Here is a 21,159-nt window from a genome sequence, read left to right as displayed (position 1 = left end):
CCATCTGTTGTCGCATGGACGCTGTCCGACACCCTAGGACTGCGGGGAATTGCTGTCTTGAGTAGTCCCTACTTGTTTTCGGGGATTCCTACGCGACCGCTGTTCCGGTCCGTCGAGTGTTGTTGTTAACCAGTTCAAAGAAAGGTCACGACGGCGGAATTCACCTTCGCGGTTCAGCCGCTCGATGTCCTCTTCCGTGCCGTGGCGGCGCTGATACGCCAGCACCTTAGAAGCGGATCCTTCAGGCTACGGTGCTCCGGCGAAGCTCGCTCTTGCGGATCTTTCCGCTGGCCGTACGCGGCATGTCGTCCACGAACACCACAGTCTTCGGGATCTTGTAGCGGGCCAGCCTGCCGGCCAGGTGCTCCTTGAGTTCGTCCTCGGTCAAAAGGGCTCCCTCGCGTAGCACCACCACGGCGCGTGGCACCTCGCCCCATTTCTCGTCCGGCACGCCGATGACCGCTACGCTGCCCACGGCGTCGAGTTCACCGATCGCTTGTTCCACCTCTGCCGGGTAAATGTTCTCGCCGCCCGAGATGATCATGTCCTTGAGCCTGTCCGAGACGAAGACGAATCCGTCTGCGTCCTTGTAGCCCATGTCTCCGGACTTGAACCAGCCGCCGTCCTCATACGATTCGGCAGTGGCGTCAGGCCGGTTCCAGTATTCGTGGATGACGTTGGGACCCTTGATCTGGATTTCCCCCACGCCGCCCTGCTCGGCAAGGCCTCCTGCGACGTCGGCGATCCGGACGTCGCTGAAGAAGTGCGGGAGCCCGGAAGAGCCCGCCTTGTCCCGGGACCTGGCGGCGGGCAGCGTGGTGGCGCCCGGCGCCGTCTCGGTCATTCCGTAGCCGTTGGAGAAGTGCAGTCCGCGCGCCTCGTACGCTTCGAGGACGCGCATGGGAACTGCCGATCCGCCGCAGGTCAGCTTGCTGAGGGAGCCAAGGTCCGACGTCGGCCAGGCCGGATGCTCGCAGAGCATCTGGTAGGTGGTGGGCACCCCGCTGATGGTGGTGGCTCTGTGTTGCTCGATGAGCTCAAGGGTGCGTTGGGGATCGAACCTCGACTCCAGGACCACGGTCCCGCCCTTGAGAAGCGTAGGCAACACTCCCATGTCGAGCGACGCTACGTGGAACATCGGCGAGATCATGAGCGCTACATCGCTGGAAGAGAAATCGAAGTCGACAATCACGTTGATGCAGTTCCAAGTGATGTTGCCGTGGGTCAGCAATGCACCCTTGGGGCGTCCCGTGGTTCCGGATGTGTAAAGGATCATGGCCCCGTCATCGAGCCCGATTTCCTCGTCCAGATGCCGGGGTGCTCCCGAGGCGACGACGTCCTCATAGTCCTCCGCCGCCGTCGGGGTTTCGCTTCCGGAAGCGGCGATACTGTCGCCCGGGAGGGAATCGCCGACGACGACGCGCCGGCTCACGAGGGTGCCTTCCGCGCCGCTGGCCGCAAGACCGTTGAGGCTCGCGGAGTGGATCAGCGCAACGGCACCGCAGTCCTCAAGCTGGAAATTGATCTCCGGCGGCGCCAATCGGGTGTTGAGGGGCACGAAGATCGCGCCGAGCTGCCCACAGGCAAAAAGCGTTTCCAGGAAAGCGGGATGGTTTTCCCCGAGATAGGCCACCCTGTCGCCCTTGGCAACGCCCCCGGCTTTGAGGGCGTTGGCGAGCCTGTCCGATCGTTCCGCAAATTCCTCATAGCTGAGTCGGCGGTCTCCGGAGATCAGTGCAACCTTGCTTCCGGACTTCGGGCGGCGGCGCTGCAGCCACGAACCGATGCCAAAATTCTCCATGACGATCCTTTCTGATTCCCAAGCTAGACCCTTCCCGGCCTCAAGGCCGGACGGTCTGCAAATCGTTGTTCTTCGGTTCCCGGGTCAACAGGATGAAGATGATGGAGACGACGGACATCTCAGCCAGATAGAAGACCACCGAGCCGGTGTTCTGGCCCGAATCCTTGAAGATCTGGGCCACGATTCCCGGCGTGAAGCCCGCACCGAGGAGCGTCGCGAGCTGGTAACCGAGCGAGGCTCCCGTATAGCGGGAGGTGGTGCCGAACTGCTCGGACACGAAGGCGGCCAGTGGCCCGAAGAGCGTTGAGTGGATCATCAGGCCGACCGTGAAGGCGACGAAGACAAGGAGGATGTTGTTTGAGGACAACAGCTGGAACATCGGGACCAGATAGGCGATGAAGAGTACGAGACCGCCGATCATCACAGGCCTCCGGCCGAACTTGTCCGAGAGCCTGCCGCCAAGGATCACGAAGGCGATGGAGATGAAAGAAGCGGCCGCGAAGGCATACAGCACGCCCTGGCGGTCGGCGCCTTTGGAGACCGCGAAGGTGACCGCGAACGTTGCCAGCACCACCTGGAGCGCAAAACCGGCGGCACCTGCGAGCATGGTGAAGATCAGGGTCTTGGGCCGGCGCAGCACCTGGAGGAGCGGGATGACGGGCTTCGTGGCGGCGCGGTTGTCCGCGGTCCTGGCCACTCTTTCCTGCTCTGCCGCCCTTTCCTGTTCGATGGCGGCTTTGAAGATGGGGCTCTCGGATACTTTCAGCCGGACGAACATGCCCACTGCGAGCAAGACAAACGAGAGCAGGAAGGGAACGCGCCAGCCCCAGGCAAGGAACTGGGAGTTTGGCAGGGCCGAGAAAGCGCCCATGATGAGGGTGCCGAGCACGGCGCCCGACGGCGCTCCCGCATTGACGAACGATGCCGCGAAGCCGCGTTTCCCCGATTCCGAATGCTCCAGCGCCATCAAGGCGGCTCCGCCCCACTCGCCGCCCACGGCGATGCCCTGGAAGACCCGGAGCACAACAAGCATCACGGCTCCCCACGGACCGGCCACCGAGGCGCCCGGGACCAGGCCGATCAGCGCGGAAGCCAAGCCCATGACCAACATGGAGACGATGAGCATTCCCTTTCGACCCAGTTTGTCGCCGAAATGCCCGAAGATGACCCCGCCCAGCGGACGGGCCACGTATCCTGCGGCGAAAGTTCCGTAGGCGGCCACGACGCCCACCCAGTCGTCCATTCCCGAGAAGAAGACCTTGGGGAAGACGACTGCTGCGGCTGTGGCATAGAGAAGGAAGTCGTAGTACTCGATGGTGCTGCCCAGGTAGCTGGAAGCAATGACGGTGCGTGCTTCCTTGCGCTTGGTAGCCGCGTCCATGGATTGAAGCTGCGATATTTGGGACATCGTTGTTCCTTAAAGCAGGGGTGGGGGAGTGCCGCAGAAGCGGGCTATTTGTAGAAACGGGCGAGGAATTCGGCCACGACTGCGGGGCGTTCCTGGCCTTCGATTTCGATGGTGTTGGACACCTTGATCTGGGCGCCGCCCTTGACCTCGGTGACTTCGGCGATGGTGGCTTGCATACGGATACGCGCGCCCACCTTGACCGGGGAGGTGAAACGGACCTTGTCCAGGCCATAGTTCACTTTCGTGGTCACGCCTTCGACGTCGAACAGCTCGCCCCAGAACGGGATGATGAGCGAGAGCGTGAGGAAGCCGTGAGCGATCGGGGCGCCGAACGGGCCGTCCTTGGCGCGTTCCGGATCGACGTGGATCCACTGCTCGTCTCCGGTCGCGTCCGCGAACTTGTTGATCTGTTCCTGGGTGATTTCGCGGTATTCGGTGACGCCGAGGTCTGTTCCGGCGAGGGTGAGCAATTTGTCGAAGTCGACGACGAGATTGGGCATTGTTGCCTCCTGGTGGTTGTGGTGGGTGAAGAGAGTGTGGGGTTATCGGGTGAAGGCGCTCTCGCCCGTGAGTGCGCGCCCGACGATCAGGGCGTTGATTTCGTGTGTTCCTTCGTAGGAGTAGACGGCTTCGGCGTCGGCGTGGAACCGGGCAACATCACTCTCGAGCGTGATTCCGTTGCCGCCTGCCAGCTCGCGGGCCAGGGCGACTGTTTCCCGCATGGCCAGGCAGCTTTGCATCTTGGCGAGCGCGGAGTCCTGGTCTCGGTAGACGCCGCGTGCCTGCTGTTCGGTCAGCCTGACCACGAGGGACAGGCTTGCCGTGAGGTTGCCAAGCATGCGGGCCAGCTTTTCCTGGACCAGCTGGAAGGAACCCAGCGGGCGGCCGAACTGTTGGCGCCCGCGGACGTAGCGGAGGGCTGCTTCGAAGGCGCCGGCCTGGATGCCGGTCGCGATCCAGGCGACATCACAGCGCATGGCCCGGAGCATCGCCGCCACGTCCTTGAAGGAGTTCACGTTGTGCAGGCGCATGGATTCGGGGACCCGGACGCCGTCGAGCGTGATGTGGGCGTTTTGCATCATCCGCAAGGAGGTCTTCCGGTGGATCTTCTCCAAGTTCACCCCGGCTGCCTGGCGGTCCACGAGGAACGCCTTGACCTGTCCGTCCGCGACATCGCGGGCGAACACGGCCAGGACATCCGCCGTGGAGGCGCCCCCGATCCAGCGCTTCGCACCATGGAGCACCCAGTCATCGCCGTCGCGATCCGCGGTGGTGGAGAGTCCGCCGGCAATGTCCGAGCCGGATTCCGGTTCAGTCAGCGAGAAGACGCCCTTGAGCGAGAAATCGATTACACGCGGCATCCACTCGCGCTGCTGCTCCTCCGAGGCGCCCACCCGTATGGCGGTGCGGAAGAGGCCGGCTTGCGCCGTATACCACGTGGCCAGCGAAGCATCCGTGCGGGCGAGTTCGAAGATCCTGAAGCCTTGGTAGATGCCCCGGGCAGGAGCATTGTTTGTGCCCGAGGTACCCGTCAGTTCCGCCGGTTCCATCAGGTCCAGATCGATGAGCGGCCGGGCCAACTGGGCAGGGAACTCGCCGCGCTCCCAGTAGTCCGCCAACAGTGGCTTCGCTTCGCGGTCCAGAAAATCGCGCAAGCGGCCCAGGACCCTGCGCTCGTCCCCGGTGAGGAGGGACTCGGCGTCGTAGTAGTCGCAGATGTCGTAGAGGCGCTCCGCCGCCGCTGTCTCCACGTGGGTTTCCAGGTTCATGTCAGCCGTCCAATCCGAGTAGGCGCACGGCGTTGTCCTTGAGGATCTTGGGCCGGACTTCGTCCTTGAGCGGGAGGTCGGCGAAGGCGGCCAGCCACTTCTGCGGTGTGATAAGCGGGAAGTCCGTGCCGAAAAGGACCTTGTCCTGCAGCACGGAATTGGACATGCGCACCAGTGACTCGGGGAAGTATTTGGGGGACCAGCCGGAGAGATCGATGAACATGTTGGATTTGTGCGTGGCGATGGAGTTGGCTTCATCCTGCCAGGGGACCGAGGGGTGGGCCATGATGATCTGCAGCCCGGGGAAGTCCGCGGCCACGGCGTCGAGCAGCAGCGGGTTGGAGTAGGCCAGCTTGATGCCGTAGCCTCCGGGCAGGCCGGCGCCCATGCCGTTCTGGCCGGTGTGGAAGATGGCCGGGAGGCCCAGCTCCTGCAGTGTTTCCCAGAGCGGATAGAACTGCTCGTTGGAGGGATCGAAGCCTTGCAGGCTCGGATGGAACTTGAAGCCCCGGGCGCCCAGGTCGATCGCCTGGTGCTTGGCGCCTTGGATGGCCTCGGCGCCGGTGCGTGGATCCACGCTGCCGAAGGGGATCAGAACGTCGTTGTTCCTGGCGGCTCCCGCGATCAGTTCGGGGATGCTGTTGGGCTCGTGCTTGAGCTGGGTGCGGGCGTCCACGGTGAAGACGACGGCGGCCATGTTCAGTTGCCGGTAGACCTCGGCGATCCGGTCCAGCGAGGGCGTGCGGTCCTCGGCCTTGAAGTACTTCGCGGAAGCTTCCGTCAGGGCCGGCGGCAGGGATTCGTGGCCGTGGCCGTCCACTTCGAGATGGACGTGCATGTCGATAGCGTCAAGTTTCGAGGCGTCGATGCCGAGTTCGTAGCGCTGGGGTGCGGCCATGTCAGCGGACCTGAGCCGCGGCGGCTTCGGGCTGCAGTTCCTCCGGGAGCGGCAGGAATTCCTCGCCGACGCTCTGGAGCTTGTCTCCGAACAACGGGCCGAAGTTCTCCACGAGGTCCTGGTAACCCCAACCGCCTTCACGGTATTCGGTGGCGGCGGCTTCGGGGTGGGTCCATAGCTGGAGGCGGTCTCCGCCGGCGCCGATGGCCTGGCCGGTAATGCCGGCCGCTTCGTCGGAGGCGAGGAAGGCAATGAGCCCGGAAACGTCGTCGGCCGTTCCAAAGCCAAGCTCGTGGCGGAAGAAGTGCGGCATGGCCTCGCCGCGCTCGTCGGCCTCCACCGCTTTCCGGAAGTACGGGATGGTCTTGGTCATTGCCGTCGCGGCCACGGGAATGACGGCGTTGGCAGTGACGCCGGCCTTCTTCATCTCCAGTGCCCAGGTCCGGACCATGCCCACGATTCCCGCCTTCGCTGCAGCGTAGTTTGTCTGGCCGAAGTTGCCGCGCTGCCCGGTCGGGGAGCCGATGGCGATGATGCGGCCGCCGATCCCGTTCTCCTTGAAGTAGCCGAATGCCTCACGGGCGCACGTAAAGGTGCCGCGGAGGTGGACGTTGATGACCAGGTCGAAGTCTTCGTCTGTCATCTTCAGCAGGCTCTTGTCCCGCAGGATGCCGGCGTTGGTGACCAGGATGTCCAGGCGGCCAAATTCCGTGACGGCCGCCTCCACCAGCTGCTTCGCCGCTTCTGTGCTGCCTACGGGAGCGACGGCGGCGACTGCCCGGCCGCCGTCGGCCTCGATGGTCCGGACCGCTTCGCCGGCCACCTCGGCGTCGACGTCGTTGATGACCACTGCCGCGCCCTGACGGGCGAGTTCCCGGGCGTAAGCCAGCCCCAGTCCCCGACCGCTTCCTGTGACAATCGCTACTTTTCCTGTCAGGCTCATCGCTGCTCCTTTGCTCGATACCCGTGCATCCAAGCCCTCGGCGTGGGATGCTGTCTGTATCCATGAAAATACTTATAGTTGAAAATGTCAACGATTGATTTTGAAGATTATTGGAGTTTGTTATGACGATCGAGGCGCAGGACGAGCAACAGGCTGCCACGAAGGACCGGCTGGTCGCCGCTCCGATCAGCCAGGACGTGGGTTTCCTGCTGGCCAAGCTCCATGCAGGCGGATCGCTCGTGAACAACCGGGCGCTTGCTGAGTTCGACCTCAAGGAGCGCTCGTACTCAGTGCTGATCCTGGCCAACAGCGGCCTGGAGCCCACCCAGCGGGAGTTGGCGGACTTCCTCAGCCTTGACCCCAGCCAGATCGTCGCCTTGGTGGACGAGCTTGAAAAGCGGAAGCTCGTGGCCAGGGCGCCAGGCAAGCAGGACCGCCGGGCCAAGACGGTGACTGCGACGTCGAAGGGGAGCCGGTTGCTTGCCCAAGCAGCCATTGCGGCCCGCCACGCGGAATCCGAAGTGCTGGCGGCGCTGGACGAGGGGGAAGTCGCCCAGCTCAAGGCACTGCTGCGGAAAGCGTTATGGGGCTAGGCATTGTGGGGTTAATTTCCCCATCATCAGCGGCGTGACAGAGTTCACCCACGGCGTAGGACAGAACGGACTAACCGAAGCAGCGTATTCGTTGATATAGACACCACCGGTTACAGGAGGTGCACGATGAGTACGTTGCCGGAACAAGTATTTCCCGAGGACATCCCTGACGCCCCGTCGGATGACGAAGCCTTGGACGCCTACTCGCGGACAGTGATGCACGTCGCAGAGACAGTCACGCCGCATGTTGCAGCATTGGAGATGAGCAGCGCCCGCAGAAACGGCCAGGTCAGGATCGGAAGTGGATCGGCCGTCGTGTTCACGGGGGACGGCTATATGCTGACCAACGCCCACGTAGTCTCGGGGCTCCGCTCCGGGCGGGCAATCTTCGCCGACGGAACCCATAGCGACGTCGAACTCGTCGGTGCGGATCCCTTGTCCGATCTCGCAATCGTCCGCGGGCACCACACACCGCCGCCGGCCACCTTGGGCAACGCGGAGTCGCTGCACGTCGGCCAATTGGTGATCGCCGTGGGTAACCCGCTGGGACTGGCAGGATCAGTGACCGCGGGCGTCGTCAGCGGCCTCGGACGCTCCATCCCGGTCAGGTCCGGCCGGCACAGCAGGGTCATCGAGGACGTCATCCAGACCGACGCAGCGTTGAACCCGGGCAATTCCGGGGGAGCCCTTGCCGACACCAAAGGGCGGATTGTGGGGATCAACACCGCCGTGGCCGGTTTGGGCCTCGGACTTGCAGTACCCATCAACACCACCACCCAACGGATCATCGCCGCCCTGCTGAAGGACGGCCGGGTCCGCCGGGCATACCTTGGCTTGGTGAGCACCCCTATTCCGTTGGACGCGAGTGCGGTGATCCGGACAGGCCAGAAGGAAGCGCTGCGGGTGGTGGAAGTCATCGCCGGATCTCCGGCGGAGCGGGCAGGCCTGCTCGCGGGCGATCTGGTCCTCAGCGCACAGTCGCGGGCCGTATCCAGTGCTGAGAGCCTTCAAAAACTCTTGTTTTCGCAGGCCATCGGGGAGCCGTTCTTCCTGACGGTCCTCCGGGACGGCAAGATCCACGCGATTGTCGCCGTGCCCAGCGAAATGACTGACGCGGATTCATGAGGAGCCGGGGTCACGACGGAACCATTCAGCTAAAAAGCCGGGCCACGATGGCTCCGGCTTTTTGCTATTTCTTCCGCATCCTCAAATGGGCCACCGGATCCACGGCGGCGTCGGATTCGTGCTTGGCACGCTTCACTGCCCGTTTCTCCTTGATGGTCTTGATACTCTTTTTCGTCTCGTGCTGGTGCGGCGCTTTGTCAGGCATGTCATGCTCCCTAACTACGGATCTTCCCTGAAGATCCTGCAAAGAGGGTCCTGAAAGGCCCTCTCCTTGTAAGTTACGCCTGTTTCGGTTGAAAGCAACCGAACGCCCGAGCAACTAGGCTTCGGAAGCCGGGACGTCCACAATGCCCACGAATCGTGAGCCGATTCCTTCGTACTCGCTGCGGACCTCTCCGGGCAGGATTCCGGGAACCTCGCTGTTCCGGTGGTGGCCGCAGAAAACGTAGGTGAACTCCGGCCACCATTTCTTGGGACGGGCGGCCTCGGTGTAGCCGCAGACGACGCAGCTCAGGTGCACCCACACAGGACGCTTGCCGGTGCGGTTGGCGCGGGATTGGACGAGCCACTGCGGTGGATTGTCTTGCAGCTCGCTCAGCTCGGCTTTTGAAAGCCTGGCGGGGATGCCGTGGCGTTGGGCCATTTCCATCGAAATATCAAGGGCCAGTGCGGCGTCACGTCTGCTAATCACCATTCAACGATACGGGAATTTCGCCGTGGCAGGATCGGGCAGGAATCCGGACGGGAGCGGACGAGCAGGCGTAGGCTGTGCTCATGACCGACGCAGCGGCCCTGCTGCCAAGCACTCCGCTCCAAAAGCGGGTCCTTGTTGTGGCTATTGTGGCTTCCTTCATCGCCATTTTGGATGGCTTCGTGGTGAACCTCGCGCTCCCCGCGATTGGCCGCGAACTGGGTGGTGGACTTGTTATCCAGCAATGGGTGGTGGATGCCTACCTTTTGACCTTGGGCGCGCTGATCCTGGTCGCCGGATCCCTCTCCGACCACTTCGGCCGCGCCCGCATCCTCGAATGGGGACTCGCCGGCTTCACCCTCACCTCCGTCACGTGCGGTCTCGCCTGGAACGGGGAGGTGCTGGTGGTATCGCGGGCCCTGCAGGGGATCGCCGGTGCCCTGCTTGTCCCGAGTTCGCTGGCCATGATCGTCACGTTCTTCTCCGGGCCCGCGCAGTCCAAAGCCATCGGCCAATGGTCCGGCTGGACCAGCGCGGCTGCCATCGTCGCCCCGCTGATCGGCGGCGCATCGGTCGACCTGCTGTCCTGGCGCGTCATCTTCTTTATCAATGTGATTCCGGCCGTCGCCGTCTGGCCGATCCTTGCGGGGCTGCGGAAGTCCGATGCCGCCACGGATACAAGCAAGAAGATCGACTACCTTGGCGCGTTCCTGGCCATGGTGGGACTCGGTGGCCCGGTCTACGCCTTCATCGAACAAGGGCGCATGGGCTGGAGCAACATGGTGGTCTGGATGCCGCTCGCCGTCGGAGCCGTTGGCCTGGTCCTCTTCCTGATCCACGAAGCCAGGACCCCGGAACCAATGCTGCCCCTTCGGCTCTTCGGCATCCGTAATTTCGGTTGGGGAAACATCGCGACGCTCGCCATTTACGGCGCCCTGTCCCTCGGCTTCTTCGCCGTAGGCATCTACTTGCAGCAAATGGGAGGGATGAAAGCGACTACTGCGGGCATCGCGTTGCTCCCCGCGACGGTCCTCCTGATGCTCACGGCCTCATTCTTCGGCGGACTCGCGGGCAAGTACGGTCCGCGGTGGTTCATGACGGCCGGGCCGTTCATCTGCGGAATCGGTTTTCTCATGACCTTGGCCGTCCAGGAGCCCTTGAACTACTGGACGCAAGTGCTGCCCGGGCAGATCGTCTTCGGGATCGGCCTCAGCACCTTGGTGGCGCCCCTCACCGCCGCTATCCTCGGCGCGGTGCCCACCGAAGAGGCAGGGATCGGCTCCGCAGTGAACAACGCCGTGGCCCGCATCGCGGGCTTGATCTGCATCGCATTTGCCGGACTCATCATCGGCCCGGTCTTCAGCCGCCAGGGTCTCATGAATGCCGTGGTGGTCACCGCCGTGCTGTTCTTCCTCGGGGCGGCGGCATCCGCCGTCGGGATCCGGAACCCGGTGCTGGGCGCTGCGGTGATGGACTCTCCGGAAGGTCCAGCCGCCGACGACGGCGGGACGGCTGCCCAGCGCGCCTGAACAGTACTTTCCAAGACACCGGCTTTCCAGTCACAGCTTCGTCAGCGTTCCGCGAGGACGCAGCCTTCGTGGATGGTGTCCGTGGCTACCCACAACGCCGAAGTGACCTCATCAGCGAGATCGTAGTCGCGGCTGCCCGGACCTTTTCCGATCCGGACCACCAGCGCACCGCCGAACGGTTTGCGGCCAATCACCTGGACGCGGGCATCAAGGTCGATTTCCTCGGCGGACAGGTAGCGCAGCAGCTCCGGGTTTTCGTCGCTGATCCGGGTGATCTTCCCGGAATGGCCGTCGTCGAGCTCGATCATCCGGTGCGCATGCGGCAGGCTCACCGAACCGTCCGCAGCCGGGATGGGATCACCATGGGGATCGCGTCCGGGGTTGCCCAGCTTGGTTGCCATGCGATCGATGAACGTGTCCGAGACAGCGTGCTCGAGCATCTCGGCCTCGTCGTGGACTTCATCCCAGCTGTAGCCCAACTCCCTCACGAGGTAGGTCTCGATCAGGCGGTGCCGGCGGACCATGCCCAGGGCGAGCTGCATTCCCTGGGGGGTCAAGGTAATGGCGCTGTAGGGCTGGTGGTCCACCAAGCCTTGGTCCTTGAGCTTGCGGACCATCTCCGAGACGGAGGAATTGGCGACACCGAGCCGCTGCGCGAGCTGTGAGGACGTGATGGGTTTGTCCTGCCACTCCGTGAAGGAGTAGATGACCTTGACGTAGTCCTCGATCGAGGAGGAGGGCGCACTGGTCTTCACGGTTCCAAGCCTATCGTGAACCGGCCGAATCAGACTTTCCGAGCCCGCCAGCTCTGGGTGAGATAGGGCAACGGGATGACCTCGCCCTCAGCGTGCCCCAGATGTTCGAAGAGGTACCACTGAAGATTGCCCATGACCTTGGCCCGGTTGGCGTCATTCGCCCTCAGATAGTAGCTGCGCGACTTCACGAGTTCGAGGATGTCGGCCGCAGTCACGGGATCCTCCCAGCGCGTCAGGTGACTTTCGAGGCCCGCAAACTCCGGGCCCACCACCGGCCGGAAGTCCGGTTTGTGGACATCGCCGGCATGCATGATGCGGGACAAGCGATGGACCCAGGGCACTGAAGTGTCCAATTGGTTCCAGATCAAGCCGATGACGCCCTGGGGTCGAAGGATCCGGGCGATCTCGGTGCTGGCGGCGAGGGGATCGCACCAGTGCCAGGCCTGGGCAACGCTGACGACGTCGAATGCTGAGTCCGCCAGTCCAGTTGCCTCGGCCGTGCCCTCCAGGGCGACCACTTGTGGATGCGTTTTGCGCAGTTGGGTGAGCATGTCCGTGGAAGGGTCCACCGCGGATACAGCCAGCCCGCGCTCGACGAGGAGCGAGGTGAACTTTCCGGTGCCGGCGCCGATGTCTGCCGCGTCCCGCGCACCTTCAGGCAGCAGCCAGTCAGCCGAATCCGCAGGGTAGCCGGGCCGGACACGGTCATAGTGTTCTCCGCCGTCCTGGAAACTCCGGCCGAGTTCAAGGCGCCGCTCCTCATAGAGCTTGGGGCCGGCTGAGGTGCCTTTGGGTCGCGGGGCCACGCAGGAACTCCTTCGTAGGACAGGAAAAATACCCTACGAATCTACCGCAATCAGTCGGTGCTGCAGGGAGCGGCGCCCGCGGTCCCGGGAGTGTTGGGAGCCCACTCCGGGTAGCTTCGGTGGTCGTTCGCCGGGACCCACCGGCCGGCATCCACCACGTAGTCCCAGCCGAGGCCATTGCTCTTGAGCGCTTGGATGCCCGCGATGAGCCGGGTGGCGTCTTCCAAGCGCGAGCCCACGCCGAAACTGGCTCGAAGGGATCCGGAGGGAAGGCCGAGGCGCTTGAGCAGCGGGTGGGCGCAAAAGCGTCCGTCGCGCAGGCCAATGCCGTGCTCGGCCGCAAGGTAGGCCGCCACCAGTCCTGCGTCGTAGCCCTGGAGCGAGAAGTTCACGACGCCGATGGTGTCCTGGGGATCGGTGTCGCTGAAGATCTGGTGCACGGTCACGCCGTCGATTTGGTTGAGGCCCTCGACCAGATGCGAGCGGATGGCTGCCTCGTGGGCGTGCCATTCATCGTGGTCGAGGCTGGCAATGACCTGCGTGGCCCGGGCGAGGGTGGCCGCGCCGAGCACGTTCGGCGAGCCGCCTTCGTGCCTGGCCGGTCCCGTGGCCCAACTGACGGAATCGAGGCGCGCCTCGCGGACGGCGCCGCCTCCTGCCAGGTGCGGCGTGCCGGCGTCGAGCCAATCGGGGCGGCCCACCAGGACACCGGCGCCGAACGGTGCATAGAGCTTGTGCCCCGAGAAAACCAAGTAGTCGACATCCGCGGCGGCGATATCGATGCGGCGGTGCGGGGCGAGCTGGGCCGCGTCCACCACAATCCGCGCCCCGAATTCGTGGGCCAAGGCAGCGAGGTCCTTGATGGGCAGGATTTCGCCGGTCACGTTCGACGCGCCGGTGACAGCCAGGAGGCTGACGCCCCCGTGGGAGAGCGCCGTGCGGACATTGGACACGGTCTCGGACAACGTTCCCGCCGCAACGATGCTGCGGTGGGGGACGCCTTGCCACGGCAGGAGATTGGCGTGGTGCTCGATGTCCAGGTAAAGGACTTCGCCAAGGTGCCGACCGTCCTCGACCGGCAAGCAGCCGGCCAGCAGATTGAGCGAATCTGTGGTGTTGCGAGTGAAAATGACCGAATCGTCCGGCCGCCCGCCAACGAAGTCACGGACGATGTTGCGGGCGTTTTCGTAGACCGAGGTGCTGATCTGGGAGGCGTAGCCTGCGCCGCGGTGGACGCTCGCGTAGTACGGCAGGATCTCGTTGAGGTACGCGGAAACCACGGTCAGGGCAGGTGCGGACGCGCCGTAGTCGAGGTTGGCGTAGCGGATGTGGCCACCCTGGATCAAGGGTGCCTGCAACTCCGCGCCGGTGACCGCGGCAAGTGGGCGGGATGCCCGGGGCAGCGATTCACCGCGCTGCTGTGCGGATTCGTTGTGCTGCGAAAGAGCCGGGGAAGTAAATGTGGCTGTGCTCATTGGACCTCACTCAAGAGGGACCCCTGCGTACAGGGGGTCCGCGCTTGCCGCATCCGTTCCGGACCGGCCGGGTCGTCACCCGGGGCACCCCGCCGCGATGGAGGGTTGCCGGCCAGCAAACCGGGGTTTCGCGCTGGCACTCGTGACCTGTAAAGAGCCTAGGACACCGGCAAGGCTGGTTCCAAGGTGACCGGCGATTGTTAAGCGGATTATTACACCGCCGGAAAACTGTGCGTTCTGCCGAAGAAAAAGCAGCGGACGCCCCCAAAAGGGGGCGTCCGCCGTCGTTTGTTCAGTGAAGAGAGAGGACTAGAGCAGGTCGTCGAGCTCGGGGTTGAGCCTCTTGAGGACCTCCGAGTGCAGGATCGAGTTGGTAGCGACGGCGTTTCCGCCGAAGGGACCATCCGCGCCGTCGAGGGACGTGAAGCGTCCGCCGGCTTCCGTCACGATCGGCACCAAGGCCGCCATGTCGTAGACCTGGAGTTCCGGCTCCGCGGCGATGTCCACGGCGCCCTCGGCCACCAGGCAGTAGGACCAGAAATCACCGTACGCACGGCTGCGCCAGACATCGTTCTCGAGGCCCAGGAAGCTGTCCAGCGAACCATGCTGCTTCCACTCGGACAGCTCGGAGTAGGAAAGCGAGGCGTCTTCAAGCCGCGACACGTTGGAAACCTTCAGCCGGGTGGCTGCGGCCAGGGATCGGCCCATGTAGGCGCCCGAGCCCTTGGCCGCCCACCAACGCTTGCCGAGCGCCGGAGCGCTCACGAGCCCCACTACTACCTCGCCCTCGTCCACGAGGGCGATCAACGTAGCCCAGACGGGCACGCCGCGCACGAAGTTCTTGGTCCCGTCGATGGGATCGATGATCCAACGCCTCGAGCCGTGGCCCGTGCTGCCGAATTCTTCCCCGAGGACGGCGTCGCGGGGGCGGGAACGGGAGAGCTGCCCGCGGATAGCTTCCTCGGCGGCTTTGTCGGCATCGGTGACGGGGCTCAGGTCGGGTTTGGTCTCGACCTGGAGGTCCAGTGCCTTGAACCGCTCCATTGTCAGGGAATCGACGGAGTCGGCCAGGACGTGTGCCAGCCGCAGGTCGTCGTTGTAGCTCGAATCGGGTTGGGTCATGGTTCCAAACTACCGTCTATTCGCCGGTGAGCCGGGGAGGTAGGACGGCAAGCGCGCAGGTCGTTGACCGTGCTGTTAATTGACCGGGCTGTTAATTGACAGTGCCCAGTTCCTTCGCCTCTTGGGCTTCCATGCGCGGGTCCGCGCCAAGGAGCCGGCGCAACGACGCCAAGCGGGCCGGGCCTGCCTCGCCGGCGTGGCCGTCAGCGACCCAGGAATCCAGTCCGCAGCGAACCGCGGAGGCATCGTGCTTGCAGCCTCGCTCGCACATTTCCGTTCCAGGTTCCAGATCCGGGAAGGCATGCAGGATGCGGTCCGGGTTCACGTGGGCGAGGCCGAAGGAACGGATGCCGGGCGTATCGATGATCCAGCTGCCGCCGGGGGCGTCACTGAGCTTTAGTGCAAGCGCTGAGGACGAGGTATGGCGGCCCCGGCCCGTCACGGCGTTGACCCCGCCCGTGGCGCGTTCGGCGCCGGTGAGGGCATTCACCATGGTGGACTTCCCGACGCCGGAATGGCCCAGGAGCACGGTGACCTTGCCGTCGAGGTAGTCCCGCAATTGGCCGACGGCGTCGCCGTCGAGGCGGGCGGACAAGCCGTCGTCGGAACGGGCGTCGATGCCGGAAGCCCCTGCGTCGGCCGTCCGGCTGATGATGATGGGGAAACCCAGGCTCACATAGTTGGCAAGGAGTTCCGTCGGATCCTTGACGTCCGCTTTGGTAACGAGCAGCAGCGGCTCGATTCCGGCGTCGTACGCTGCCACCAAGGCGCGGTCGATGAATCCGGTGCGCGGCTCCGGGTTGGCGGCCGCAACCACCACCACGAGCTGGTCGGCGTTGGCGACGACGGCCCGTTCGATCGGATCCGTGTCATCGGCACTCCGCCGCAGGAGGGTCTTGCGCTCCTCGACGCGCACGAGGCGGGCGAGGGTGTCCGGGGCTCCGGACACATCGCCGACGAGGGCCACGAAGTCTCCGGGAACCACGGGGGAGCGTCTCAGCTCCCGGGCACGGGCGGCAATGACGATGCGCTCATTGTCCGAGCTTTCGCCCACTATCGCGGTGTAGCGGCCGCGGTCGACTGTGATGATGCGCCCGATCACGGCGTCGTCGTGGCTGGGGCGGTCCTTCGTGCGGGGGCGTGTGCCCTTCTTGTTGGGGCGGACCCGGACATCGGATTCGTCCCAGGAGCTTGCGTCGCGGGCCATCGTTAGTTGCTTGTCTCCGTTGAGCCGGTGCCCGCGACCGCTTGGCCGGCACTGAGCATCGATGCCCAGATTTGCGGAAATTCGGGCATGGTCTTGGAAGTCGTCGCGATGTCTTCAACCTGGACACCCTCGACGGCGAGCCCCAGGATGGCGCCCGCGGTAGCCATGCGGTGGTCGGCGTAGCTGTGCACGACGCCGGCGTGCAGCACCGCGGGCCGGATCACCAGGCCGTCGCTGGTTTCCTCGGCGTCGCCGCCGAGCCGGTTGATTTCCGCGACCAGCGCAGCAAGCCTGTCCGTTTCGTGTCCACGTAAATGCGCGATGCCAGTGAGGCGGGAAGGGCTGGTTGCCAGGGCGCACAATGCCGCCACCGTAGGGGCGAGTTCGCTGGTTTCGTCGAAGTCGGCGCCCAGGATCTCCGGTCCGCCGGTGACTGTCAGTGTGCCATTGTCCAGCGTGACAGTGGCACCCATGGTGGCGAGGATGTCCCGCCAGAGATCCCCGACTTGCGTGGTGTTGGCCGGCCAGTTGGGGATCCGGATAGTTCCCTTCGTCGCCAGCGCCGCGGCGAGGAAGGGACCCGCGTTGGAGAGATCCTGCTCGATCCTCTCGTCGAATGCCTGGATGGTACCGGGGGCGACGCGCCAATGGTTCGGCACGGAGTCATCCACCTGCACCCCGACGCCCCGGAGGACCGAGACGGTCATGTTGATGTGGTCGAGGCTCGGCACGGGCTTGCCGACATGCTCCAGGTGAAGGCCCTCATCGAAGCGTGCACCGACCAGCAACAGGGCGGAGACGAACTGCGACGAAGCGCTCGCATCGATCACCAAGTGGCCACCGCGGACAGAGCCGGTGCCGGAAACCTTGAACGGCAGGGAGCTCGCCGTGTGCCCGTCCAATGCGCTGACTTCCACTCCGAGTGTCCGGAGGGCTTCGATGATCGTGCCCATGGGACGTTGGCGTGCGTGCGGATCGCCGTCGAACACGGACGCGCCGTTGCGGAGGGCCGCGAGCGGCGGCACAAACCGCATGACCGTGCCGGCCAGGCCACAGTCGATGGCGGTCTCCGATGCGGCAGCCGCCGGGTCGATAGGGGTGACTTCGAGATCCGGGCCGTAGTGTCCATCACCGGGAACCTCGGTAATGCTGGCGCCAAGCCGGCGCAGGGCCTCGACCATCAGGGCGGAATCGCGCGAATGCAAGGGTGCCCGGAGCCTGCTTGGGCCGTTGGCCAGTGCCGCCAGGACCAGATAGCGGTTGGTCAGGGACTTCGAACCAGGAACCGTGACCGTGGCATCCACAGGGTGGCTGGCGAAGGGTGCCGGCCACAGGGGGAGTGCGGAGGTGGTGGTGCTCCCTGAATCGTCTGTCTGCGTGGCGGGGGTTCCTGGCATGCTTCCTTATGCTCCAACTGCGTTGTCTACGGCCTTGCGGACGGCCCGGTCTGTCTTCTTGAACTGCTTGCCCGTGGCCTTCTTCGCGTCCATGGCGAGGTGTTCGGCACGCCAAGCGAGGCTCGGTTTGCCCGCGGTATCGACGGCGGCAAGGAAAACGCCACCCGTCAGCGAAATGTTCTTAAGCAACTGGGCGCGGCGGGCGAGCCGGCCTTCCTTGGTGCTGATGTCGGCAGAACGCCACTCAACAAAGGTATTCAGGATCGAGATGCCGGCAAGCAGGCTTGCCGAGAACCGGGAACATTTGCCGAGGGCCAGCAAGGCGCCGGCCCCCACTTGCGCGCCGCCGATGACTCGCGCCAGCACCTTCTCGTCCGCCGGGAAAGGCAGTGACTCCGAAGCGCGGCGGAGCAGCGGAGAGAGCTGTTTGGCAGTGTCATCCGCGTTCTTGAGCTTGTCCAGCCCTGCGACGACAAAACTGGAAGCCAACATTGGCCTGGCGAGAAAACGGACGAGGGACATGTTTTGCCTCCTGGATGGCTTGCCACGGTGTTCAGGTGGTGCTGCGTTCAAGTGGTGCGGTGTTCACGGGGTGCAGTCGGATCTAGTCTTGCATCTTTGCGGAATATTTGCCCGGAGCCTGCCGTTGTCACAAGAAGGTGCGGTATGGGCTGGACCTTGGATTGTGGCGCGTGCGTTGTGCCGCGCGGTCATGTCGTGTGAGTGGAGATGGTTTTTTGGCCTTGGTTAAGGACCGCGAGGGACACTTGGCGCTTGGGCGGGAGCTGCCAGGGGACTCCCGGAGGGTGACAGTAGACTTGGATGCAATGAGCACCATGGATCCGGCCGCAGCGGCCATGTACAAAGCAGCGACCGAAGTCACGGACGCAACGTCCGACGGCGGCGCAACTGTTGATGCCGACGTCGAGATTGCAGTGGACTTCGCAACCGAGACCCCCGAGCAACGGAGGGCGCGCTTCGAACGCGACGCCATGCAGTATGTCGACCAGCTCTATTCGGCCGCCATGCGCATGGCCAGGAATCCGTCCGACGCCGAGGACCTGGTCCAGGAGGCCTACACCAAGGCCTTCTCCGCCTTCCACCAGTACAAACCGGGTACCAACCTCAAGGCGTGGCTGTACCGCATCCTGACCAACACGTACATCAACCTTTACCGGAAGCGGCAGCGCGAACCGTTGCAGTCGAATTCGGACACCATCGAAGACTGGCAGCTGGCGCGGGCGGAATCCCATACGTCCGCGGGGCTGCGCTCTGCGGAGGCGGAGGCACTGGATCATTTGCCGGACTCGGACGTGAAGAGCGCCCTGCAGTCCATTCCGGAGGAATTCCGGCTCGCGGTGTACTTCGCTGACGTCGAAGGCTTCGCATACAAAGAAATATCAGACATCATGAATACCCCGATCGGGACGGTCATGTCCCGGCTTCATCGCGGCAGGAAAATGTTGCGCGATCTGCTGGCGGACTATGCCGCAGAACGGGGAATCAGCGCCGGCGCGGAAGAAAAGGTCTTGGCCGTGGGCGCGGCCACAAGCAAAAAACAGGAGAAAAGGAAATGAGCTGCCAAGGATTGGGTGACTGCGACGATGCTCGGATGCAGCGTATCTACGAGTACCTCGACGGTGCGTTGACCCGCGAAGACATCGCAGAGATCAAAGTGCATCTGGAAGACTGCCCGGAGTGCACCGAGCAATACGACCTTGAGTGCGTCATTCGCACCGTGGTCAAGCGCTCCTGTACGGAAGCGGCTCCTGAGAATCTCAAGAACTCGATCCTGGACAGGATCCACGCTATGAAGTCCGTGGACGTCTAAGAGCCTGAAACGGCAAGGGCCCCGGAAACCTGATGGTTTCCGGGGCCCTCCGCATTAAGTCTTACGCTAAGCCGCTGGCTTAGGTGTTGGGACGCTTGCCGTGGTTTGCGCCGCCGCGCTTACGGTCACGACGCTTACGTGCACGCTTGCTCATAGCTGGCCTCCTTAGATTCTTGATACTCAATAAAGCTGCCCTCCAGTCTCCCACATCCCGGGGCCGCCCCGCGAACCGTGCCGGCCAGCCCCGCGGGGAATTGTGGAGTCAGCCCCGCAGGGAATTCCGGATGGAGATCCTGGCCTGGTCCAGGACCGTTCGCACGGTTTCAAGGGCGATCGGAGTCAGGGCCTTCGAGCCGGCGTGCTGTCGCAGCTCCACGCGGATGTCATCGCGGAAGGACTGGACCATCATCTCGGCTTCCTTCAGGATGCGGTGTCCCTCCGGCGAGTAGCTTCCGGCCCACGACTGGAATTCCGCGGACTTCGCATTGGCTCGTGCGGCTTCGGCGGTTGCGGCCAGGTCTGCGCGCAAGCCACGCATGTTGCTGCGGATGTCGTCGCGGAGATTGTCGGCCAACCGCCGCACGGAGGCGGAGATGTTGTCTTCGACGTCGGCCAGTTCCTGCCGCCGGCTGTTGAGCTCCGCCAGTCCGGCCGCGGTGATGGAGTAGTTGGTGCGGCGCCCGTCGCTGCTGGTGGCTACCAGTCCTTCTTCCTCGAGTTTGCCAAGGCGCGGGTAGATGGTTCCGGCACTGGGGGAGTAGGTCCCGCCGAAGCGTTCGCCGAGGGCCTTGATGAGCTCGTACCCGTGCTTGGGGCCCGATTCCAGGAGGGCCAGCAGATAGAGCCGGAGGGCTCCGTGGGCAAAGACGGGCGGCATCAGACTTCCTCTTCTCCGGGGACTGAGTGCGTTGTTCCGGTTGTTGGCGCACTGCCATGGATGATGGAGGTCTTTCCGGACACGGAATTGGTACGCGCCACCATGAGCCGCTCGTCGGGGCCAACGATGGTCTGGACCCTGCCGCCGGACTGGGCGTAGAGCTGGTCATCGATCATCACGGTGCCACTGGCCGTTTTGGCCACGATGTCCACGCCCACATCATGCGGCAGGCGGATGGTGAGGTCGCCTGAAACGGAATTGGCTCCGAAATCCTGGGTGTAGCCGTGAAGGTCGAAGCTGAGGTCCCCGCTGACAGTATTGGCCCGGATGTTCTTGAAGCGGCCCGAAGCCGTGACTTCGCCCGAGACGCTCTTGGCGGTCATGACGCCGTCGTGGTTGCGGGCGATGACTTCGCCGCTGACGGTGTTGACGTGAAGCTCGCCCCGCGTGCCGTCCGCGAGGACCGACCCGGACACCGTGTTGAGGCGGATATGACCAGTGACGCCCGACACCATGCCGTCACCGCCCACGGTTCCTGCTTCGACGTCGACGCCGGCAGGCAACGCAATGCTGATGACGATCGTGTTGGTACTGGTGTTGTTGACGGTCCCCATGAGGTTGCGGAACCAACCTTGTGGGCCGTGCAACTGGTGGCGGACTTCGAGCCGGCCATCAACGAGGCTGACGCTCAGTGGATCGCCGCCGATTTCCGAGACTTCGATCCTGGTGATTGCTTCGTCGTGCGTGACGACGTCGAAGCGGCCCTTGACGATCCCCAGCTTGAGAGAGCGGACGCCGTCGACGTCGATGGTCTGCGGACCGGTAACGGTCCAGTTTTCTTCTGACATGACCCCTCCATTGCTGCGTTACTTCAATTGCGATATATCGCGTTGATGTATTCACGATATATCGCGACATTGACGTTGGCAATG

The 21,159-nt window shown here is 64.0% G+C and carries 23 protein-coding genes and 1 riboswitch; of the genes, 5 read left to right on the top strand and 18 right to left on the bottom strand.

What is annotated here, in order from left to right:
• Positions 1–241 precede the first annotated feature (241 nt).
• Genes menE through ABH924_RS00515 form a run of 6 tightly spaced genes read right to left on the bottom strand, consistent with a single transcriptional unit; the run spans position 242 to position 6,819 of the window.
• Positions 242–1,801 (bottom strand): o-succinylbenzoate--CoA ligase, encoded by a 1,560-nt coding sequence (gene menE / locus ABH924_RS00540; RefSeq protein WP_404496095.1) that lies wholly within the window; start codon positions 1,799–1,801, stop codon positions 242–244.
• A 40-nt stretch (positions 1,802–1,841) separates the two neighbouring features.
• Complete coding sequence (locus tag ABH924_RS00535) at positions 1,842–3,209, bottom strand: MFS transporter (RefSeq protein ID WP_404496094.1); 1,368 nt, start codon at positions 3,207–3,209, stop codon at positions 1,842–1,844.
• 44 nt (positions 3,210–3,253) lie between these two features.
• Complete coding sequence (locus ABH924_RS00530; protein ID WP_234747973.1) at positions 3,254–3,709, bottom strand: MaoC family dehydratase; 456 nt, start codon at positions 3,707–3,709, stop codon at positions 3,254–3,256.
• A 42-nt stretch (positions 3,710–3,751) separates the two neighbouring features.
• Positions 3,752–4,978, bottom strand: coding sequence for an acyl-CoA dehydrogenase family protein (locus ABH924_RS00525; RefSeq protein WP_404496092.1), 1,227 nt, complete (start codon positions 4,976–4,978; stop codon positions 3,752–3,754).
• A 1-nt stretch (position 4,979) separates the two neighbouring features.
• The gene (locus ABH924_RS00520; RefSeq protein WP_404496090.1) at positions 4,980–5,876 is read right to left on the bottom strand and encodes an amidohydrolase family protein; all 897 of its coding nucleotides are present in this window, start codon (positions 5,874–5,876) and stop codon (positions 4,980–4,982) included.
• Between the two features lies 1 nt (position 5,877).
• Entirely contained in the window at positions 5,878–6,819 is a 942-nt protein-coding gene (locus ABH924_RS00515; protein ID WP_404496088.1) for an SDR family NAD(P)-dependent oxidoreductase, read from the bottom strand.
• Between the two features lie 122 nt (positions 6,820–6,941).
• On the opposite strand from ABH924_RS00515, the gene ABH924_RS00510 reads away from it, so the two are divergent.
• Together ABH924_RS00510 and ABH924_RS00505 are read left to right on the top strand one after the other, a co-directional pair.
• Positions 6,942–7,412: a MarR family winged helix-turn-helix transcriptional regulator gene (locus ABH924_RS00510; protein ID WP_404496086.1), complete on the top strand. Its 471-nt coding sequence runs from the start codon at positions 6,942–6,944 to the stop codon at positions 7,410–7,412.
• Between the two features lie 126 nt (positions 7,413–7,538).
• Positions 7,539–8,537, top strand: coding sequence for a S1C family serine protease (locus ABH924_RS00505; RefSeq protein WP_234747961.1), 999 nt, complete (start codon positions 7,539–7,541; stop codon positions 8,535–8,537).
• 64 nt (positions 8,538–8,601) lie between these two features.
• Here ABH924_RS00505 and ABH924_RS00500 read toward each other — a convergent pair whose 3' ends face one another.
• Positions 8,602–8,742 carry a hypothetical protein gene (locus ABH924_RS00500; protein ID WP_234747959.1) on the bottom strand — a complete coding sequence of 47 codons (141 nt, stop codon included), beginning with the start codon at positions 8,740–8,742 and terminating at the stop codon, positions 8,602–8,604.
• A gap of 114 nt (positions 8,743–8,856) precedes the next feature.
• Positions 8,857–9,231 (bottom strand): hypothetical protein, encoded by a 375-nt coding sequence (locus tag ABH924_RS00495; protein WP_234747956.1) that lies wholly within the window; start codon positions 9,229–9,231, stop codon positions 8,857–8,859.
• A 74-nt stretch (positions 9,232–9,305) separates the two neighbouring features.
• Between ABH924_RS00495 and ABH924_RS00490 the strand changes: the two genes are divergently transcribed.
• Entirely contained in the window at positions 9,306–10,757 is a 1,452-nt protein-coding gene (locus ABH924_RS00490) for an MFS transporter (protein WP_404496083.1), read from the top strand.
• A 41-nt stretch (positions 10,758–10,798) separates the two neighbouring features.
• Here the strand turns inward: ABH924_RS00490 and ABH924_RS00485 are convergent, their stop codons facing one another.
• From ABH924_RS00485 to ABH924_RS00455, 7 genes are all read right to left on the bottom strand, one after another.
• Positions 10,799–11,512, bottom strand: a complete 714-nt coding sequence (locus tag ABH924_RS00485) for a metal-dependent transcriptional regulator (protein WP_404496081.1) — start codon at positions 11,510–11,512, stop codon at positions 10,799–10,801.
• Positions 11,513–11,541: 29 nt separating this feature from the next.
• Entirely contained in the window at positions 11,542–12,318 is a 777-nt protein-coding gene (locus tag ABH924_RS00480; protein ID WP_404496079.1) for a class I SAM-dependent methyltransferase, read from the bottom strand.
• Positions 12,319–12,368: 50 nt separating this feature from the next.
• On the bottom strand, positions 12,369–13,793 hold the full coding sequence (locus ABH924_RS00475) for an aminotransferase class V-fold PLP-dependent enzyme (protein WP_404496077.1): 1,425 nt from the start codon (positions 13,791–13,793) through the stop codon (positions 12,369–12,371).
• A gap of 35 nt (positions 13,794–13,828) precedes the next feature.
• Positions 13,829–13,941: riboswitch (SAM riboswitch) on the bottom strand.
• A gap of 161 nt (positions 13,942–14,102) precedes the next feature.
• Entirely contained in the window at positions 14,103–14,915 is an 813-nt protein-coding gene (gene hisN / locus ABH924_RS00470; protein WP_234747948.1) for a histidinol-phosphatase, read from the bottom strand.
• A 91-nt stretch (positions 14,916–15,006) separates the two neighbouring features.
• Positions 15,007–16,122, bottom strand: a complete 1,116-nt coding sequence (gene rsgA / locus ABH924_RS00465; RefSeq protein WP_404496075.1) for a ribosome small subunit-dependent GTPase A — start codon at positions 16,120–16,122, stop codon at positions 15,007–15,009.
• 2 nt (positions 16,123–16,124) lie between these two features.
• Positions 16,125–17,519, bottom strand: coding sequence for a 3-phosphoshikimate 1-carboxyvinyltransferase (gene aroA, locus ABH924_RS00460; protein WP_234747944.1), 1,395 nt, complete (start codon positions 17,517–17,519; stop codon positions 16,125–16,127).
• A gap of 6 nt (positions 17,520–17,525) precedes the next feature.
• The gene (locus tag ABH924_RS00455) at positions 17,526–18,041 is read right to left on the bottom strand and encodes a DoxX family protein (protein ID WP_234747942.1); all 516 of its coding nucleotides are present in this window, start codon (positions 18,039–18,041) and stop codon (positions 17,526–17,528) included.
• Between the two features lie 215 nt (positions 18,042–18,256).
• Between ABH924_RS00455 and ABH924_RS00450 the strand changes: the two genes are divergently transcribed.
• Positions 18,257–19,096: a sigma-70 family RNA polymerase sigma factor gene (locus ABH924_RS00450; protein WP_404496072.1), complete on the top strand. Its 840-nt coding sequence runs from the start codon at positions 18,257–18,259 to the stop codon at positions 19,094–19,096.
• Positions 19,093–19,350 (top strand): mycothiol system anti-sigma-R factor, encoded by a 258-nt coding sequence (rsrA, locus tag ABH924_RS00445; protein ID WP_028264789.1) that lies wholly within the window; start codon positions 19,093–19,095, stop codon positions 19,348–19,350. Before ABH924_RS00450 ends, rsrA begins: the two co-directional genes overlap by 4 nt.
• A 79-nt stretch (positions 19,351–19,429) precedes the next feature.
• On the opposite strand, the gene ABH924_RS00440 is transcribed toward rsrA, so the two are convergent.
• The 3 genes from ABH924_RS00440 to ABH924_RS00430 form a co-directional block, all read right to left on the bottom strand.
• Positions 19,430–19,504, bottom strand: a complete 75-nt coding sequence (locus tag ABH924_RS00440) for a 50S ribosomal protein bL37 (protein ID WP_369299106.1) — start codon at positions 19,502–19,504, stop codon at positions 19,430–19,432.
• A gap of 108 nt (positions 19,505–19,612) precedes the next feature.
• The gene (locus ABH924_RS00435) at positions 19,613–20,227 is read right to left on the bottom strand and encodes a PadR family transcriptional regulator (protein ID WP_234747938.1); all 615 of its coding nucleotides are present in this window, start codon (positions 20,225–20,227) and stop codon (positions 19,613–19,615) included.
• On the bottom strand, positions 20,227–21,075 hold the full coding sequence (locus ABH924_RS00430) for a DUF4097 family beta strand repeat-containing protein (RefSeq protein WP_404496070.1): 849 nt from the start codon (positions 21,073–21,075) through the stop codon (positions 20,227–20,229). Before ABH924_RS00430 ends, ABH924_RS00435 begins: the two co-directional genes overlap by 1 nt.
• Positions 21,076–21,159 lie beyond the last annotated feature (84 nt).

Origin of the sequence: Arthrobacter sp. GAS37 (genome assembly GCF_044908325.1) — a bacterium.
GTDB lineage: Bacteria > Actinomycetota > Actinomycetes > Actinomycetales > Micrococcaceae > Arthrobacter > Arthrobacter ramosus.
The sequence above is the reverse complement of the archived record's forward strand: the minus strand, read 5'-3'. Positions and strand labels throughout refer to the sequence as shown.